The organism is Anaerolineae bacterium, assembly GCA_013178165.1.
Taxonomy (GTDB): Bacteria; Chloroflexota; Anaerolineae; order Aggregatilineales; family Ch27; genus Ch27.
Genome location: JABLXG010000015.1, coordinates 59,830 through 76,417, shown reverse-complemented (window position 1 = coordinate 76,417; position 16,588 = coordinate 59,830). Strand labels below are relative to the sequence as shown.

Annotated in this window: 15 protein-coding genes; 7 read left to right on the top strand and 8 right to left on the bottom strand. The window is 65.6% G+C overall.

Translation table 11 applies throughout. The features are described from left to right. Nucleotides 1–164: 164 nt before the first annotated feature. Nucleotides 165–1,136 carry an aldo/keto reductase gene (locus HPY64_10845; GenBank protein ID NPV67632.1) on the top strand — a complete coding sequence of 324 codons (972 nt, stop codon included), beginning with the start codon at nucleotides 165–167 and terminating at the stop codon, nucleotides 1,134–1,136. Between the two features lie 178 nt (nucleotides 1,137–1,314). Continuing rightward, the gene (locus tag HPY64_10840) at nucleotides 1,315–2,076 is read left to right on the top strand and encodes an FHA domain-containing protein (protein ID NPV67631.1); all 762 of its coding nucleotides are present in this window, start codon (nucleotides 1,315–1,317) and stop codon (nucleotides 2,074–2,076) included. Between the two features lie 76 nt (nucleotides 2,077–2,152). On the opposite strand, the gene HPY64_10835 is transcribed toward HPY64_10840, so the two are convergent. After that, nucleotides 2,153–2,563, bottom strand: a complete 411-nt coding sequence (locus HPY64_10835) for a hypothetical protein (GenBank protein ID NPV67630.1) — start codon at nucleotides 2,561–2,563, stop codon at nucleotides 2,153–2,155. Nucleotides 2,564–2,759: 196 nt separating this feature from the next. On the opposite strand from HPY64_10835, the gene HPY64_10830 reads away from it, so the two are divergent. The 3 genes from HPY64_10830 to HPY64_10820 all read left to right on the top strand — a co-directional run bounded on the left by HPY64_10830 (nucleotide 2,760) and on the right by HPY64_10820 (nucleotide 6,162). Continuing rightward, nucleotides 2,760–3,209, top strand: coding sequence for a D-tyrosyl-tRNA(Tyr) deacylase (locus tag HPY64_10830; protein NPV67629.1), 450 nt, complete (start codon nucleotides 2,760–2,762; stop codon nucleotides 3,207–3,209). 11 nt (nucleotides 3,210–3,220) lie between these two features. After that, nucleotides 3,221–4,684, top strand: a complete 1,464-nt coding sequence (locus tag HPY64_10825; GenBank protein ID NPV67628.1) for a hypothetical protein — start codon at nucleotides 3,221–3,223, stop codon at nucleotides 4,682–4,684. Between the two features lie 83 nt (nucleotides 4,685–4,767). After that, on the top strand, nucleotides 4,768–6,162 hold the full coding sequence (locus tag HPY64_10820; GenBank protein ID NPV67627.1) for a dipeptidase: 1,395 nt from the start codon (nucleotides 4,768–4,770) through the stop codon (nucleotides 6,160–6,162). A gap of 56 nt (nucleotides 6,163–6,218) precedes the next feature. Here the strand turns inward: HPY64_10820 and HPY64_10815 are convergent, their stop codons facing one another. The 3 genes from HPY64_10815 to HPY64_10805 all read right to left on the bottom strand — a co-directional run bounded on the left by HPY64_10815 (nucleotide 6,219) and on the right by HPY64_10805 (nucleotide 9,240). Beyond that, the gene (locus HPY64_10815; protein ID NPV67626.1) at nucleotides 6,219–6,713 is read right to left on the bottom strand and encodes a peptidylprolyl isomerase; all 495 of its coding nucleotides are present in this window, start codon (nucleotides 6,711–6,713) and stop codon (nucleotides 6,219–6,221) included. 290 nt (nucleotides 6,714–7,003) lie between these two features. Further along, complete coding sequence (locus HPY64_10810; protein ID NPV67625.1) at nucleotides 7,004–7,483, bottom strand: hypothetical protein; 480 nt, start codon at nucleotides 7,481–7,483, stop codon at nucleotides 7,004–7,006. Nucleotides 7,484–7,503: 20 nt separating this feature from the next. Continuing rightward, nucleotides 7,504–9,240 (bottom strand): hypothetical protein, encoded by a 1,737-nt coding sequence (locus tag HPY64_10805; GenBank protein ID NPV67624.1) that lies wholly within the window; start codon nucleotides 9,238–9,240, stop codon nucleotides 7,504–7,506. 170 nt (nucleotides 9,241–9,410) lie between these two features. Between HPY64_10805 and HPY64_10800 the strand changes: the two genes are divergently transcribed. Further along, a complete protein-coding gene (locus HPY64_10800) occupies nucleotides 9,411–10,226 on the top strand; it encodes a ZIP family metal transporter (GenBank protein NPV67623.1) in 816 nt (271 codons plus the stop codon). A gap of 87 nt (nucleotides 10,227–10,313) precedes the next feature. On the opposite strand, the gene HPY64_10795 is transcribed toward HPY64_10800, so the two are convergent. Further along, a complete protein-coding gene (locus HPY64_10795) occupies nucleotides 10,314–13,280 on the bottom strand; it encodes a glycine--tRNA ligase subunit beta (protein ID NPV67622.1) in 2,967 nt (988 codons plus the stop codon). A 226-nt stretch (nucleotides 13,281–13,506) separates the two neighbouring features. Between HPY64_10795 and HPY64_10790 the strand changes: the two genes are divergently transcribed. After that, the gene (locus HPY64_10790; protein NPV67621.1) at nucleotides 13,507–13,728 is read left to right on the top strand and encodes a hypothetical protein; all 222 of its coding nucleotides are present in this window, start codon (nucleotides 13,507–13,509) and stop codon (nucleotides 13,726–13,728) included. Between the two features lie 422 nt (nucleotides 13,729–14,150). Here the strand turns inward: HPY64_10790 and HPY64_10785 are convergent, their stop codons facing one another. The 3 genes from HPY64_10785 to HPY64_10775 form a co-directional block, all read right to left on the bottom strand. Then, entirely contained in the window at nucleotides 14,151–15,077 is a 927-nt protein-coding gene (locus tag HPY64_10785; protein NPV67620.1) for a hypothetical protein, read from the bottom strand. Nucleotides 15,078–15,104: 27 nt separating this feature from the next. Beyond that, a complete protein-coding gene (locus HPY64_10780; GenBank protein ID NPV67619.1) occupies nucleotides 15,105–15,509 on the bottom strand; it encodes a PspC domain-containing protein in 405 nt (134 codons plus the stop codon). Between the two features lie 170 nt (nucleotides 15,510–15,679). After that, nucleotides 15,680–16,477: a class I SAM-dependent methyltransferase gene (locus HPY64_10775; GenBank protein NPV67618.1), complete on the bottom strand. Its 798-nt coding sequence runs from the start codon at nucleotides 16,475–16,477 to the stop codon at nucleotides 15,680–15,682. Nucleotides 16,478–16,588 lie beyond the last annotated feature (111 nt).

The following is a 16,588-nucleotide window of genomic DNA, read 5'->3' as shown; positions in this document are numbered from 1 at the left end:
ATACCGCTGCCCGGCGCAGGCGGCAAAGATGCCAGCCGGCCGTCGGGGTCAGGAAGTCGCCCGTGGTATGGTGCCGCGCACCACCGCGCCAGCCCGCCAGCCCGGCAGATCACGGTATACTCTGGGTAAACCATCGAACGGCAGACAGTGGGGAGGAGACGACCATGCAGTACCGCAGATTTGGCCGCCTGGGCTGGCAGGTCAGCGAGGTTGGGTACGGGATGTGGGGCCTGGCCGGCTGGACCGGCTCCGACGATGAAGAGACCATGCAATCGCTGCACCGGTCGGTTGAGCTGGGCTGCAACTTCTTTGACACCGCCTGGGGCTACGGCGAGGGCCACAGTGAGCGCCTGTTGGGTCAGCTTGTGCGCGCCTACCCAGAGAAGCGGCTGTATGTCGCCACCAAGATTCCGCCCAAGAATCGCATCTGGCCGTCCAGGTCGCATTTCAAGCTGATGGACGTCTTCCCACCCGATTACATCCGCGAGTATACGGAAAAGAGCCTGGCCAACCTGGGTGTGGAACGGATCGACCTGATGCAGTTCCATGTCTGGGAAGATGCCTGGGCCAATGACGAGAGCTGGCAGAACGCCGTCGACGATCTCAAGCGCGAGGGATTGATCACATCGATGGGAGTCAGCGTCAACCGGTGGGAGCCGGATAACGTTCTGGAAACGCTCAAAACCGGCCTGATCGACGCCGTGCAGGTGATCTACAACATCTTTGATCAGGCGCCGGAGGATCACCTGTTCCCGCTGGCGCAGGAACTGGACATCGCCATCATCGCCCGCGTGCCTTTCGATGAAGGCACGCTCACCGGCACGTTGACCAAAGACACCCGCTGGCCGGAAGGCGACTGGCGCAATACGTACTTTGTGCCGGAAAACCTCAACGCCTCGGTCGACCGGGCGGAGGCTCTGCGTCCGCTGATCCCGCCGGGGATGACCATGGCGGAGATGGCCCTGCGCTTCATCCTCTCCAACCCGACAGTCAGCACGGTCATCCCCGGTATGCGCAAGTTGCATCACGTGGAAGCCAACATCGCCGCCAGCGACGGCGCGGGTTTACCCGCCGGGTTGATCGAGAAGCTGCGCGCCCACCGCTGGGATCGCACCCCGACCGACTGGTCGCAGTAGGCGCAGGCCCTTACACAGTTCCCCCCCCCACGGGCAGCGGGACTGCCAACCGGTGCGGCCCTTCCGCCTGCGGGCGGGTAGCATATCGTCTGTAGGGGTAATTGCACTATAATATAAGAGTAGTAGGTAGCGTTTAATGTACTGCGGCATGCCGCGTACCCTGAAAAGAGCCAGACCCATGCTAGTTTGCGCAAACTGCGGGCACCTTAATCGATCCGGTGTGGTCTTCTGTGAGAACTGCGGCACCAGCCTGGAAAATACGGCCGCTGCCGGGGCCACCCGCTCGTTTGGCGAGACGGATGTCGCCGTGAGCGAGCCGATCATCAGCGCGGGGAGCGACCACTTTCCGGCAGGCTCGCAGTTGCGCTTTGAGATCGAGGGAGCGCCGGAGCCGTTAATAATCCGCCCTGGCCAGCAGGTGATCTTTGGCCGCCGCGACCCGGCCACAGGCGCCATGCCCGATGTTGATCTGACACCTTACGCCGGTTACCGGATGGGCGTCAGCCGCCGCCATGCGGCGCTGCGCCTGACCGATGATGAGCACCTGGATGTCTGGGACCTGGGCAGCAGCAATGGCTCTTTCCTCAACGGTCAGCGGCTCAACCCGCATCAGCCGTATCGCCTGCGCGACGGCGACCGGCTGCGGCTGGGGCAGATGGTGATCCGCATCATCTTCCAGCCTCCGCCGGGGGTCCTGGGGGAGCTTCCCAATCACTCCGCCGACACAACCCCTGAGGAGCCGCCCCAAACCACCGGTGCGCCCGCCGCCGAAAACAACAACCTGATCGAGACGATCACCGGCCCGGCGCTGCAGGAACTGCTCGATTCGATGCCCCCTCTGCGCCGCAGCGAACCAGGCCAGCCGACTACCCGCGCTGTGGAGCCGCCATCCGAGGATGTTCCGCCTGCTCCCGATGATAAGAAGCAGGGTGACGCCTGAACGCTGGCAAATCACCACACGCCCCGCCGCAGGTCATGGGCGGGGCGTTTTTTGATCGACGGGCGGGAGAGTGGCGCTATGGCTGCAGATTGAGGACTTCCAGCACTTCGCGGGCCGCCTTGCTGGCAGCGAAGAAGGCATGGTCCAGGCGGGCATCCTTCTCCAGCAGGATGGCAATGGCGGCGACCCGGCCCGCCGGGTAGACCAGCATCAAGCCGTTTTGCCCTTCCATAAGGATACGATCCAGCCTGCCCTGCGCCAGGCGTTCCAGTGTGGTTTCTGCCAGGCCGATCAGGGTAGCAGCCATGGCTGCCACCTGAGGGCTGCTGGTTGGAGCATCAGCGGCGTCGGCCAGGCCGGGAGGAAAGGAGGCCATCAGCAGCCCGCTGACATCGACGATCACCGATGCCTTGACGCCTCCCCGGAGCACCAGATGAATCTTGCGCAGGACATGCTCCAGTTTCTCGCTCCGGTATTCCTGGGCCATAGCGTTCCCTCACTTCACGCGCTGGATGCACGATCAGGGGGCGAACCTGTGGGCCGCATCCCCCGATTTATTTAACACCATCCCCGGCCTCTTTTCAAACCGGGGAGCACCGTACACATTAGCTCTGCCGGAGAGCTGCTGCGGTGTGCTACAATCGCCCCGCTGGAAACGCAGGCAACAGGAGAGGAGCAGCGCGATGCGCGTGGTGTTGCAACGGGTGACGCGGGGATCGGTCACGGTGGACGGGCGGGTTGTCGGCGCGGTGGATCAGGGCTTTGTCGCCCTGGTGGGCGTCACCCATACCGACACCGAGCAGCAGGCCGATCTGCTGGCCCGCAAAACGGCCCATCTGCGCGTCTTTGAGGACGACGAGGGCAAGCTCAACCGCTCGGTGCTGGATATAGGCGGCGGCGTCCTGGTGATCTCCCAGTTCACGCTGTACGCCGATGCCCGCAAGGGCCGCCGCCCGGCCTTCGTCGATGCTGCCCGCCCGGAGCAGGCCGAACCGCTGGTGCTGGCCTACGCCCGCAAGTTGCAGGAGTACGGCGTGACGCGGGTGGAACACGGTGTCTTTGGCGCGCTGATGACCGTCGAGATCGTCAACCAGGGGCCGGTGACGATCATCCTCGACACAGACACATTGTAGGGACAGCAGGGATGCGAACGAGATTCTGCAGCGATCCGGTTGCCGGGCTGAGCCGCGTCTTTGTGGCGCTGAGCCTGCTGACGCTGGCCGCCCTGGCCTGCGATCTGGGCAGCGGGGCAGCCCCGGCCATCACGCCGCTGGCGGCGGGCAGTGTCACGCCCACGCGCATCACCGGCGGCGGCCTGCCGCCGACCGCCACCCCGACCGCCACGCCGACGATCACGCCCAGCCTGACTCCTACGCCAACGGCCACCTTCACGCCGACGGCCAGCTTCACGCCAACGCCGAGTCTGACGCCCTCCAGCACGCCGACGCCTACCCCCGGCCTGATCACGCTGACGCCCGTGCCCACACTGGCGGTTCAGCCCGCCGTGCGGGCGACCGTCGAAGCGCCGCTGAGTCCCACCGCCGGGTGGAGTTGCGGCGACTTCCCCTGTGAGGACGATATCGACGGCTTTCTGCAGCGGATCGCCGTCCCGCCGGGCTTCGTGCTCAGTCATCTGGGGCAGTTGCCCGGCCAGCCGTTGAGCATTGCCTTTGGCCCGGACGGACGGCTCTATGCACTGGTGATCACCGATGGGGCACAGGCAGGTGCGCTGGTCGCGCTCGACCCGGCCACCGGCGCGAGCGCGACGATTCTGGACGGCCTGATCTCGCCGGGAGGGCTGGCCTTCCGTCCCGGCACAGATATCCTCTACTACACAGCCCGGACGCGGGCGGATGGCGGCGGGGCGCTGTGGAGCCTGGAGCCGGACGGTACGCCGCGGCTGCTGCGCGATGATCTGCCCTGCTGCTACACGATCATCAATGGTCAACCCAATGGCATCGCCTTCGGGCCGGACGGCTACCTGGTTCTGGCAGCCGGGGCGCTGACTGACCATAGCGAGGCCGCCCCCCACCTGCCGGAGCTGTACGCCACGCCCACCCCCTGGGAAGGGGCGATCCTGCGCCTGCCGCCGGATGGGAGCACGGTCGAGGTGCTGGGGCGCGGCTTCCGCGACCCGATCGACCTGACTTTCACCGCCGATGGGCGGCTGTTCGTGACCGACACCGGGCTGATCATTGGCATCGGTGACCGGCTGGTTCGCCTGGAGCAGGGCGGGCATCATGGCTGGCCGTACTGGCGGGAGCGCGGCTGCCTGGAATGCCCGGTCATTCCTCCTGACCTGACCCCGGTGCCGGACTGGGTGACCCTGCCCCCCGATTCCAGCCCGCGCGGGATTGTTGCCTATCATAGCGGGGCCTTCCCACCTGAATACTACGACAACCTGTTTGTGGCCCTGTGGAACGGTGTGGAGGGCGCACAGCGGGTCATCCGCGTGCGTAATGTCCCCAACACCCGGGCGGCCCAGGTCAGCGCCTTTGTGACCGGCCTGATCCGCCCGGCGGATGTGGCCGTTGCCCCGGATGGGTCGCTGGTCGTGGCGGATTACATCTATGGGCACGTGTGGCAGGTGCGCTACACAGGCGAGTGATCAGGCCCCGGCGGATGATGCCATCCTGTGGATGGCGCCATCCGCCGGGTGCGAAGCAGTTATGCATTAAGGAGAGAACAGTGATGACAGACCCACGGCAACAGGCCATGGACTACGCGCGCGCCCACCGCGAGCGCTTTTTGGATGGCTTCTTGGACTTCTTGCGTATCCCCTCGGTCAGCACTGATCCGGCCTACCGGGCGGATCTGGAGCGTTGCGCCGACTGGGTGGTGGCGGAACTGGCCCGGCTGGGCTTCAGGAACACCCGCGCTTATCCTACCGGCGGCAGCCCGGTCGTCTACGGGGAATGGCTGGAGGCTGGCCCTGACCGCCCGACGGTGCTGGTGTACGCCCATTACGACGTGCAGCCGGTCGACCCGCTGGACGAATGGGTGACGCCGCCCTTTGAACCATCCATCCGTGATGGCAGGCTGTATGCGCGCGGCGTAATCGATGACAAATGTGGCGTATGGGTCAACCTCAAGGCGTTTGAGGCCATGCTGGCTGCGGAAGGACAGCTGCCGGTCAACGTCAAGGTGTTCTTCGAGGGTGAGGAGGAGATCGGCTCGCCAAGTATGGAGCCGTTCATCCGTGAACACCGCGACCTGCTCCGCGCCGACTTCATGCTGGTTTCGGATGGCGGTTCCCGCCCGGACGACCCCACGATCATGTATGCTGCGCGGGGGATCATTGAGGCGGAAGTGACCGTCACCGGCCCGGCCCGCGACCTGCACTCCGGGCTATACGGCGGCGTGGTGCACAACCCCCTGCATGTGGTAGGCCGGATCATCGGCGCATTGCATGATGACAGCGGGCGGGTGACCGTCCCCGGCTTCTACGACAATGTACGTCCCCTGCCGCCGGAAGAGCTGTCCATGCTGGCTTCGTACGAGCCGGATTTTGTGGAAATGGCCCGCAAAGACACCGGTCTGCAAACCTTCTGGGCGGAGCCGCTGGGCAGCTTTAGTGTGCGGGCGACCGCCCTGCCAACGCTGGACGTGAACGGCATCTGGGGCGGCTACCAGGGGCCCGGCTCCAAGACCGTGATCCCGGCACGCGGCGGCTTCAAGGTCACCATGCGCCTGGTGGCCGACCAGGACCCCGCTGATGTGCAGCAAAAGTTTGTGGACTACGTCCGCAGCTTTGCCACGCCGACGGTCAGCATCGACGTGCAGACCGGGCCGCTGGGCTGGCCGGTGACGATGATGTTCGATGGGCCACAGGTGGAAGCCATCCAGCGCGCTTATGAAGCCACCTGGGGCAAGCGGGCGCGGTTGATCCGCGCGGGCGGTTCCGTGCCGATCATGGGCATGTTCCAGCGGGAACTGGGTATGCCGCTGACCTCGCTGGGCTACGGCACGGGCGAAGGCGTCCATGCCCCTAACGAATACATGCTGCTGGACTACTTCGAGCGGGGGATCGCCACCGCGATCCATTTCTTCCACAACCTGGTGGCAGAGACGGCGGTGCGGGGGTAATGAAAAAGGGGCGCACGTGGCGCCCCTTTTTTGTGCCGGGCGGCTGCCCGGCGACTTTAGTGGGCGTGCATGCCAGGCAGGTGCGGGTGGCCATGCGCCAGTTCTTCCGGCGTGGCTTCCCGCAGGGCCAGCACCTTGACGTCGAAGTGCAGCGTTTCGCCTGCCAGCGGGTGGTTGAAGTCGACCAGGACTTCGTCGTCATTGACGTCGACGATGGTTGCCTCAAAAAGATTGCCGTTTTCATCGCTCATGTCGAGCATCAGGCCCGGCTCCAGCTCCAGGTCCTCCGGGAAGAAACCCAGCGGGAAGGATTCGAGCGCGTCTTCGTCGTACTCGCCATAAGCGTCAGCAGGGGCGACCGTCACATGCTTGGTCTCGTTGACGGCCATGCCGGTCAGGGCGCGTTCTAGGCCGGGGATGATGTTGTCTGCGCCATGCAGGTACAGCAACGGATCGTCCGCGGTAGACTCGTCGATGATTTCACCGTCGTCCAGCTTCAACGTGTACTGCACGCTGACAACCAGACCATCCTGAATTTTGTTGGGGGCCATTGGGTAATCTCCTTTCCCCACAGACTGGGACTGCGTTCCCGGCGGGGAAAGCGCGCCCATGCGATATAGCCTGAGAATTATAGCGCAGAAACGCAGCTTGGATAGGGAGACTTTTGGGGGCGCAGGCGAAAAGTAAGGGGCCCGGGAGGCCAGAGGAAGCAGGAGACATCAGGAGACAGGAGAAGGAAAGCCAGGTGGCCGGGTGGCAGGAGGCCCGTTGCCTGCTTTATGGCGCAACTCAGCACTGATGGTGGCTGCCTGCAGGCTCGATTGCAGGGCAATGTGGCCCCTCAGCCGTCCCGGAAGAACCCGCCCAGGCGGCTCATCAGGCCAAGCAGACCGCCCGGCGGCAGCGGCCAGCCGCCCAGGTCCTGCCAGGCGGCGGCAAAGGCCAGCCCGGTTTCCCAGACAAACCCCGGCCCCACCCCCTGCTCGCTGAGCACCACCGCGTCCAGGCCGGGCACGGTGTGCCCCTGCGCGGCCCAGGCCCACCCAACCGCGCCGACGTACAGGCCCCAGGGCGGCAATGGGACGCCGATCACATCGTGGCGGCAGGCGGGCGCCCCCGGCCGGCTCAGGCGGAAGGCCAGGTGGGCGTCCAGCTCCGGCGCGGCCAGATGCAGCAGGTCGCTGCCGTTCGGCGCGGCGGCGACCCAGACCGTCCCGCCGGGGCCGGTTGTCATCACTGCTGCCTGGCGCGCTGGAAAAGTGGCAGCGAAGGCGCGGATCAGCGTGGCAGGCGGGCGAGTGCGTAGCGTTGAAGCGCTCATGGTAGCGGCATCCCCGGCCATCAGGCCTTCTCGTCGCCTTCCGGCCCGATCACTTCTGCCAGCAGGCCAAAGGCCGCCAGCGCATTCTGCAGGGCCACCGCCTGGCCGGGGCGGACAACCACCGCCTCCGGCCCCAGCCGCGCCCCCAGGTAGCGGCGCAGCGATGGCTCTTCCAGGATGGTGTCCAGCGCCTGAGGGGAAGTGGTGCGCAGCACCGTCAGCGTCTCGATGGTGACATCGGCCTCAGCGGACTGCGCCCAGCGCGTCAGCAGGGCGTCGACACTGGCCGGCAGGCTATCGCTGCCCAGAGCGCGGCTGAGAAAGGCGCGCACATGGCGCGGCTCAATCTCCTGGATGGCGGCGCGGCGCAGCCCCGCCGCTGACAGGCGGTAGCGGTATGGCTCGCCAGCGCTCAGCCATTCGGTGAAGCGGGCGATCTGAAAGCGGTCATAGCGGCTCAGACGACGGGAGACTTCCAGGGTACCGTCGTCGTGCAGAACTGGCGCAACTTCCGGGTCAGGCAGGGCAGGCCATTTGCCGCCGCTGACGAAAGCTCGGCCATAGGCGTTGAGACGGCCCAGGGCGCGCCCGGCGTGCCGCCCGCGATCGGCCAGGCCCAGCCAGTGCAGCGGGCCGGTCAGGATGAAGCGCAACATGGCTCCTTCTACCGCATCCCAGTGATCAAAACCGCCCAGGTAACTGCCGTCAGCGGCGGCGCGGATGTACCAGCTATCGTAGTCGCCGCCGGGGCGCTGGAAGTCCATTCGATTCGCCCGGATTTCCTCAACCACCCCATCGACGATCCACCAGGCGTCAGCGGGCAGAGCGGCCAGCACCTCGGCGATCACGGCGCGAGCCAGGCGGGGGTCGTTGCCGGCCGATTCCACAATCAGGCCGGGTGTATGGTTCAGGTCGTTGTAGTCCACCGTTTCCCGCCAGGCGGTGGCCAGCAGGCGCACCTGCTCGCTACGCGGCGCTTCCAGCCAGCGGCGAGCGTTGACGCTGATCGGCTTGAGCAGACCATCGCGCGGGCCGACCAGCCCCATCGCGCGGGCCAGCCCCAGCAGAAAATCCAGCCGACCGGCTTCCCGCTTGAGCAGGAACGTGTTGAGCGTGTCGATGTGCGCTTCCGGAAGGGCGCCATCCTCACGCGGGCTGACAGCGGCTACCTGCAGGTAAGCCAGCAGCGTGGCCAGATCATCGACCAGCGCCGTATCGGCGGGGATGATCTCCTCCGGCTGGCTGGCGGCAAGCGCGTCCTCTTCGTCCTCTTCAGCCGGCAATTCGTCTTCCGCGTCTTCCGTGCTGAGGTCAAAGCCGGTGCGGTGGGCGGGCAGGACCCGCGCCAGATCGGTCGGAATGTAGATCACAGCCTGCGGGCCAGCAGCAGCCTCCTCATAGCCGCGGGCGATCAACCCGCGGTAAAAGAGCGCCTCGGTGATGCTGGCCGGTTCCAGGTAGGGCTTCTCCCGTTCCAGCCGGCCCGGCCCCATCTCCCGAATCTCCCCATACAGGCGGAAGAACATGCGGGCCGGCATCGCGCCGCCCGCCCCCAGCAGGGCCTGCAACGCACCGCGTTGAGCGTCATCCAGCCGATCCCACGTCGTCGCTGCTGCCTCAGGGTTGAGCATCGTTTTCAGCAACAGCTTGAGGATATCGGTCACGCTACGTGTTTCCAGGTCGACATCCCAGCGGTCGGCGATCACCCCCAGCATGACCGGATCGTACGTCCGCAGAGTCTGTTCCAGGTTGAGCATGGTTTCTTCCCGCCTGTCTCGGCATCCTGCAGGACAGTATAATGTGCGCTTTCAGGGGCGGCAACCACTGGCATTTTCTGACCGATGCTGTTAGATTTAGGGAAGCCTAATTTTTATGTGCGGGCCGTTGCAGATGATTTGTTCACGGACTATGCAAGGAGAATCCAACGATGCTTGATGTGCTCTACGGCCTTCCGCCGACCATGCAGGCGCTGCTGGCAACGCTGTTCACCTGGGGGCTGACGGCCGCCGGGGCGGGGTTAGTGTTTTTTACCCAGGATTTCAACCGCAAGGTGCTGGCCTGGATGCTTGGTTTTGCGGCGGGGGTGATGGTGGCGGCCAGCTACTGGTCGCTGCTGGCCCCGGCCATTGAAATCTCCGAACAACTGGAAGGTGTGCCGGCCTGGCTCCCGGCAACGGTGGGCTTTCTGGGAGGCGCGGTCTTCCTGCGCGGTATTGACCTGGTGCTGCCGCACCTGCACCTGGGCTTGGGAATCGACAAAGCTGAAGGGATCAAGACAAACTGGCAGCGCTCGGTGCTGCTGGTATTGGCGATCACGCTTCACAACATCCCGGAAGGGCTGGCGATCGGCGTAGCCTTCGGCGCGGCGGCAGCCGGGCTGCCCTCCGCGACCCTGGCGGGCGCAGTAGCGCTGGCCATCGGTGTGGGGATCCAGAATTTCCCGGAAGGGGCGGCGGTATCGCTGCCGCTGCGCGGGGAGGGCATGAGCCGCCGGAGGAGCTTCTGGTACGGGCAGCTTTCTGCCGTTGTGGAGCCGCTGGCCGGCTTGCTGGGCGCGGCGGCGGTGCTGTTGATGCGCCCGCTGCTGCCGTACGCGCTGGCCTTCGCCGCGGGGGCGATGATCTTTGTTGTGGTCGAGGAAGTGATCCCGGAATCGCATTGCGCCGGGTACGGCGACATCGGCACGATGGGCACCATCCTGGGCTTCGTGGTGATGATGGTATTGGACGTGGCCCTGGGCTAAGGGGGACGGGGCGCTTTTTGTGCAGTGACATATCAGGGGCGCCGCATGCGGCGCCCCTGCAACATCCTCCCTTGTCCGTATGCCTGCCTAGAACCCCTGCAACTGGCTGAAGTCCGCGCGGCCCGCCGCCAGCCCGGCAATGGCCTGCAGCAACGCCAGGCGGTTCTGCCGCAGCGCCGGATCTTCATCCATGACCAGTACCTCAGTGAAGAAGCGGGTTACCGCCGGGATCATGGTCTCAAAAGCGGTCAGCATCGCGCCGACGTTGTCGCGCGGGCCAAGCAGCGCGGCGGCGGCTTCGTAAGCCTCAAAGAGCGCGATCTCGGCTTCCTCCCGTAGCAGGTCGGGGTTCAGACTGTAGCGCGGCTGGTCGCGGGTGATGCGCACGCAGCGGGCGAAGCTGTCCAGGATCGATGCCCAGTCGGAGCGGGCCGTCCACAGCGCCAGTTCGCCAACGCCCAGCGCAGCGCGGTAAGGGTTACGGCTTTGTTCAGCCAGCACGGCTTCGATCAGATGTGCGCCGCGCTCGTCACCCTGCAGGTAGACACGCAGCCGCCCGGCGATGAAGTCCAACACGGCGGCGATCGTCTCCTCATCCACGGGGATCGGCTGAGCAGCGGCGACCGGTCGTAGCGCGTCGGCCAGATCAAGGTCGATGCCGCGCTCGATCAGAATCTGGACAACACCCAGCGCCGCCCGGCGCAGGCCGTACGGATCGGCAGTGGCACGGGGAGCCAGCCCTGCCGCGAACAGCCCCGCCAGCGAATCCAGCCGATCCAGCAGGGCCAGGGCGATTCCCGCTGGAGTCTCCGGCAGACGGTCGCCCGCGCCGCGCGGCAGCCAGTGCTCAAAGATCGCCTCCGCCACCGGGCGCGGCTCGCCGCCGGCCAGGGCGTAGATGCGGCCCATGACGCCCTGCAGGGAGGTCATCTCCACGACCATCTGAGTCGCCAGGTCCGCCTTGGCCAGGGTCGCTGCGCGGGCGGCGATCTCGCGGTCTGCCGCGCTCAGACCCAGCAGATCGGCCATCACCGGGACCAGAGCGGCTACACGGTTGTTCTTCTCCAGCATGCTGCCCAGCTTCTCCTGGAAGGTCAGCGTGCCCAGGCGGGGCAGGTAATCGGCCAGCGGCCTGGCCGTATCTTTGGCGTAGAAATAAGCGGCGTCGGCGAAGCGGGCGCGCAAGACATGTTCATTGCCGTGGATGACCTTGTCCAGATGCTCGCGGTCACCATTGCGCACGGCGATGAAGTATGGCAGCAACTGGCCTGCCTCATCTTCCACGGCGAAGTAACGCTGGTGCTTGCGCATGACGGTAACCAGCACCTCGCGCGGGAGCCGGAGGTGCGCCGGGTCGAACGCGCCACGCAGTGCAGTCGGACGCTCCACCAGGTTGGCGATCTCGGCCAGCAGGTCGGCATCAGCGGGGATTCGCCCGCCGACTTCCGCCGCCAGGCGGCGAGCCTGCTCCATGATCAGCGTCTGCCGTTCAGCAGTATCGAGGATGATACCCTGGCTGGCCAGCGCCCTGAAGTACCCGGCGGCGTCACTGACGATCGCCTCCGGCGAGTCATAGGGACGCAGGCCGCGCGTCACGTTGCCGCTGGCCAGCCCGGCGTAGTTAAACGGAATCACCGTCCCCCCGAAGAGCGCCACCAGCCAGCGGATCGGGCGGCTGAAGCTGACGCCGCTGGCATTCCAGCGCATTGACTTGCCGAACTTGATCCCAGCGATGAAACCCGGCAGTGCCTCCGCCAGCACTTCGATAGCGTGGCGGCCCGGCTCCCGCACGCGGGCGACCACATACTCGCCGCCGTCGATGCTGGCCCGGCGCAGATCAGCCGGGTCAACGCCCTTGCTGCGGGCAAAACCGATGGCAGCTTTGGTGGGGTTGCCAGCAGCGTCGAAGGCGGCGCGGGCGGGCGGCCCCTTGACTTCCGCCTCCAGATCGGGCTGGCGCGGGGCCAGGCGGTGGGCGTAGACCACCAGGCGGCGCGGCGTGGCGTAGACCTTGAGCGTGTCGTGGCTCAGGCGCAGGGAGTCAAAGAGTGCCGGCGCGGCCTGTTCCAGCTGGGCCAGTACGTCGGCAACATCTCCGGCGGGCAGTTCCTCCACACCGATCTCCAGCAGGAAATCAGCGGCTTCCGCGGGCAATGACTCCGGCAGGGCGGCTGGCGCGGCCTGGGCTGGCCCCATCCAGCCATTGTTCAACAGGGGGTATTCCATCGCCTGGCGCTGCTCGGCAAAGGCCTGGGCCACCCTGCGGGTCATATTGCGCATGCGGTGGAAGAATTTGGCCCGTTCGGTCACGCCGATCGCACCGCGTGCGTCCAGTACGTTGAACAGGTGGGAGCACTTGAGCACGTAGTCATAGGCCGGGATGACCAGCCCGCGCTCCAGCGCCCGCGCACTCTCCCGCTCGTAGACGTCATAGGTCTGCTTGAGGCCTTCCACATCGGCGACCTCAAAATAGTAGGTGCAATGCTCGACTTCCTGGCGGCGGAAAATATCGCCATAGGAGAGCCTGATGCCCGGCAGCCACTCAATATCCCAGACCTGATCCTTGTCCTGCAGGGCCAGGGCGATGCGCTCCAGGCCATAGGTGATCTCCACCGAAACCGGCTCCAGGTTGATCCCGCCGGCCTGCTGGAAGTAAGTGAACTGGGTGATTTCCTGGCCGTCCAGCCAGACTTCCCAGCCCAGCCCCCAGGCGCCCAGCGCCGGGGATTCCCAGTTGTCTTCCACAAAGCGGATGTCGTGCTCGCGGGGGTTGATGCCCAGCGCGGCCAGCGATTGCAGGTACAGCTCCTGGGGGTTGCCGGGATCGGGCTTGAGGATCACCTGATACTGGTAGAAGTACTGCATCCGGTTGGGGTTCTCGGCGTAGCGGCCGTCATCCGGGCGGACGGACGGCTCCACATAGGCCACATTCCACGGCTCCGGGCCGAGCACGCGCAGCAGTGTGGCCGGGTTGCCGGTGCCCGCGCCAAGCTGGATGTTGTACGGTTGCCACAGCACACAGCCCTGGTCAGCCCAGAACCGGTGAAGCTTCATGATGACATCTTGAAAGGAGAGCGACGCCATGTCGGTAACCTCGATCTACGGGATCACAGGGCGGCCTGAGCCGGGAGGGGAGCCGCGCGGGGGAATTATAGCACAGGCAGAGCGACTGGCGTACGGCCTTGAACACGGCGCGGGCAAAGTCCGCCAGCGATTCCGCCGGCGGCGCGGCAAGCGCCAGAAGAGGCCGAGTAACCGGGTGATCAGGAGGCCGGCGGGAATGGCGCCGGGCAAAAATATCGCCGCGCGTCCGGTTGGCGCGCGGCGGCTCGATTTTGATGTTCTTGCCCGCGCTCAGGCCGGGCACTGGTGGGAACTAGCCCTGCTGCTCAGGCGGTGTCTGACCGGGCTGGACGTGCTTGTGGCTGACGCCGAACATGCGGCGGTGAGCGACCAGATCGCCCCGGATCAGGTTGCGGCAGTAAGCGCGCTGAGCGCGTAACCAGTAGCGCCGGGGAGAGCCAAGGAGGCGCTGGTTCTGCCGCCAGAACTGAGGCCGACGGCGCTGCAGCAGATCACGGACGGTCGTCGAAATGCTGTACGGGCGGGCAGCAGAGGCATGGACATGTTTGCCCTTCTCAGACATGACTTAACCCTCCTTAAGATGTTTCCCGGTTCCGGGTTTGAACAGGCTCCGGGGAAAAGCGGGGCAGCCCGGCCACATCCCCTCCTCTTCTATCCGCCATTGGCCGGAACAACCCCTGTAGCCGGGGCCGGTTCGCCACCCTGGGGCGCAGGGATTGCGCTTTCCTGATCTCAGTATCGGACGATTCGGGAGAGGATTCAAGACGGTGCGGCTAACGATTGCCCTACGCTTGCCGCGCGTTAGCGGTGTTGTCTGTTACCCTGGCGGGCAGCCCGGCCTTATTGCAGGTCGATGACGCCGCCGATGTTCAGGTTGAGCGTGATCTGCCGGTCGTAATCGTCAAACCGGCGGGAAAGGTAAGCGCCGCTGCTGGGGTCAAACAGGTACTCGCCTTCGGCGAAGCGCGGCGTTTTGCCATTGGCCATCACCGCCAGGCCGATGTCATCCGGCACGAACACGCTGGCGTCGCCACGGGCCAGGTACACCTCGCCCGGTCGTTCAAAGCTACCCCTGGGCAGGCTGAGCAGCAGGTCGCCTTCCTGCATGATCACATCCAGCCGCGCCACCTGCAGGCCGAGCAGGTTCAGGCTGACCGTGCCGCTGCCGTTGGTGAAGTCCAGGGCGATCGGTACGCCGAGCGGTAGTTCGATCCGCAGCCGTCCACGCCCGATGGTCTCCAGGGCAGGGATAGCGCTGGGACGTGTTTCCGCCAGGCTGAAGGTGGCAACGCCCTCGGAATCGGTCGTGAAGTCAGTGGTGATCACGCTCTCCGCACTACCGATGAACTCGGCGGTGATCAGCGTCTGGTCATCAGGCACACGGGGAGAGATTTCAACAGTGGTATCCAGGCTGCGCACAACCACCCGCAGCAAGCTGACCGGCGCTTCCAGCGGCTGGCTGACCCGGACGACGTTATCGGTGCGTTCGGTGGCGGCACGGGTGGAATAGGCAACCACCACCGTCACCCCCAGCACAATCGCGCTGACCATCACGGCGATCAGCGGGGCGAAGCGCCCCAGCGGCCCGGCTTGCCCCAGCAGCAGCGTCAGGCCGACAATCACCATCACGATCGGCCAGGCCCGGTTGATCAGATCGGCCACCGTCGGCGGAAAGACGGCCAGCGCCTGGGCCAGGGCAACCGCGCCCAGCGCGATCACCAGCAGCGGCCAGAAGAAGCGCCTGTTGCGGGCTGTCGTTTTCTGCACGTCTCGCTCACTCCCGTATGCAGCGGCCTAGGATCGCCACTCGCGCCAGAGCAGGGTCAACCCCACCACCACAATCACACCCGGCCAGAACAGATCGGCGCCCTGCGGACTGGTGAGCAGGCCCAGGCCGCGCGCCAGCGCCACCGCGCCGCCCAGGGCGATCAACAGGCCGACCAGTAGCAGCCGCCCCAGGTCACGGCCCGGAACTGGCTCGCCGGGTGTCAGGTCGGCTGGCAAAGTCCACCACAGGATCAGATAGAGCAGGGCGGCCACGCCGCCGGTTAGCACGGTCAGGATCACGGTCAGGGCGCGCGCCCACCAGGGATTGATGCCCAGGTACGCGCTCAGCCCACCGCACACCCCGCCCAGAACCCGATCGACCAGGCTGCGGGCAACCCGTGTTTGCCGTTCCATCCCGGAATTTGCGCTCATGTTCATCGCCTGCCCTGGCGACCAATAGTCGCCGACTGCAACCGCCGTCATCCAAGGATACCCCAGCCACCGCACAGTGCAACTCGCCATGGCAGGCGGCGTGCCTGCACAGGATGCAAAGGCTAGATTGCCAGATTGGGAGGCTTAAGGCTCTTGTCGCGCCCGTTGCCTCAACGCTTCCGCGCCAGGAAGATCAACTCGCCGGGATACTTGGAGCCATATGGGCTGCGGTCGTAATCCGCGTAGACGGCCTCCACGGCGAAACCGGCCCGCACCAACAGGTGTTCCGCCTCGTAGCGGAACAGGTAGCGCATGGGGAAGTGATCCAGGTGGCGCTCAGTATGGCCATCCGGGTAGGTGACATCGTAGATCATCTCGACATCCTGCACCTGGCGCAGGAGATCGCGGGAGAGAATACGCGCCCGGCGGACAACGCGGCGGCCATCTGGCATGGTAAAAGCCGGCTCTTCGCCAAATTCGCCCAGCCGGTTTTCATCGACCAGGTAAGCCAGCGAGGGATTGAACAGATCCAGCACCAGTTGTCCGCCATCGACCAGGTGGCGGCGCATACAGGCCAGGCTGACCAGCTGATCTTCGACGGTGATCATGTGCTGGAAGGAACGAAAAGGCGTGGTGATCAGGCTGAACTGCTGGCCCAGGTCAAAGTCGCGCATGTCATACTGCACCAGCGTGACCCGCGCCTGCACGTCAGCGGCTTCGTTGGCCAGGCGGGTACGGCAGACATCCAGCATAGGCCGGGAGACATCCAGGCCGGTGATGGTCACGCCGGCGCGGGCGGTCGGGATCAGCACGCGCCCCGTCCCGCAACCGACTTCCAGTACCAGGCCATGCGTCTGCTGGGCCAGCTCCACAAAGAAGCTCACATCGGCGCGGGTGCGGTAGGGCACGACATAGTCGTAGAGTTCGGCGATATAAGGGCTGGTCTGGTACTTCTCAGTTCCCGGCATGACAGGCATCCTTATCTCTGTGCACGTTCCGCTGACCTGGATATAACGATAACCCGCTGCCTGCTGGCGTGCAATCAGCCCGCGTGCAGGCGAAGCCCTGCCAGCGACCCC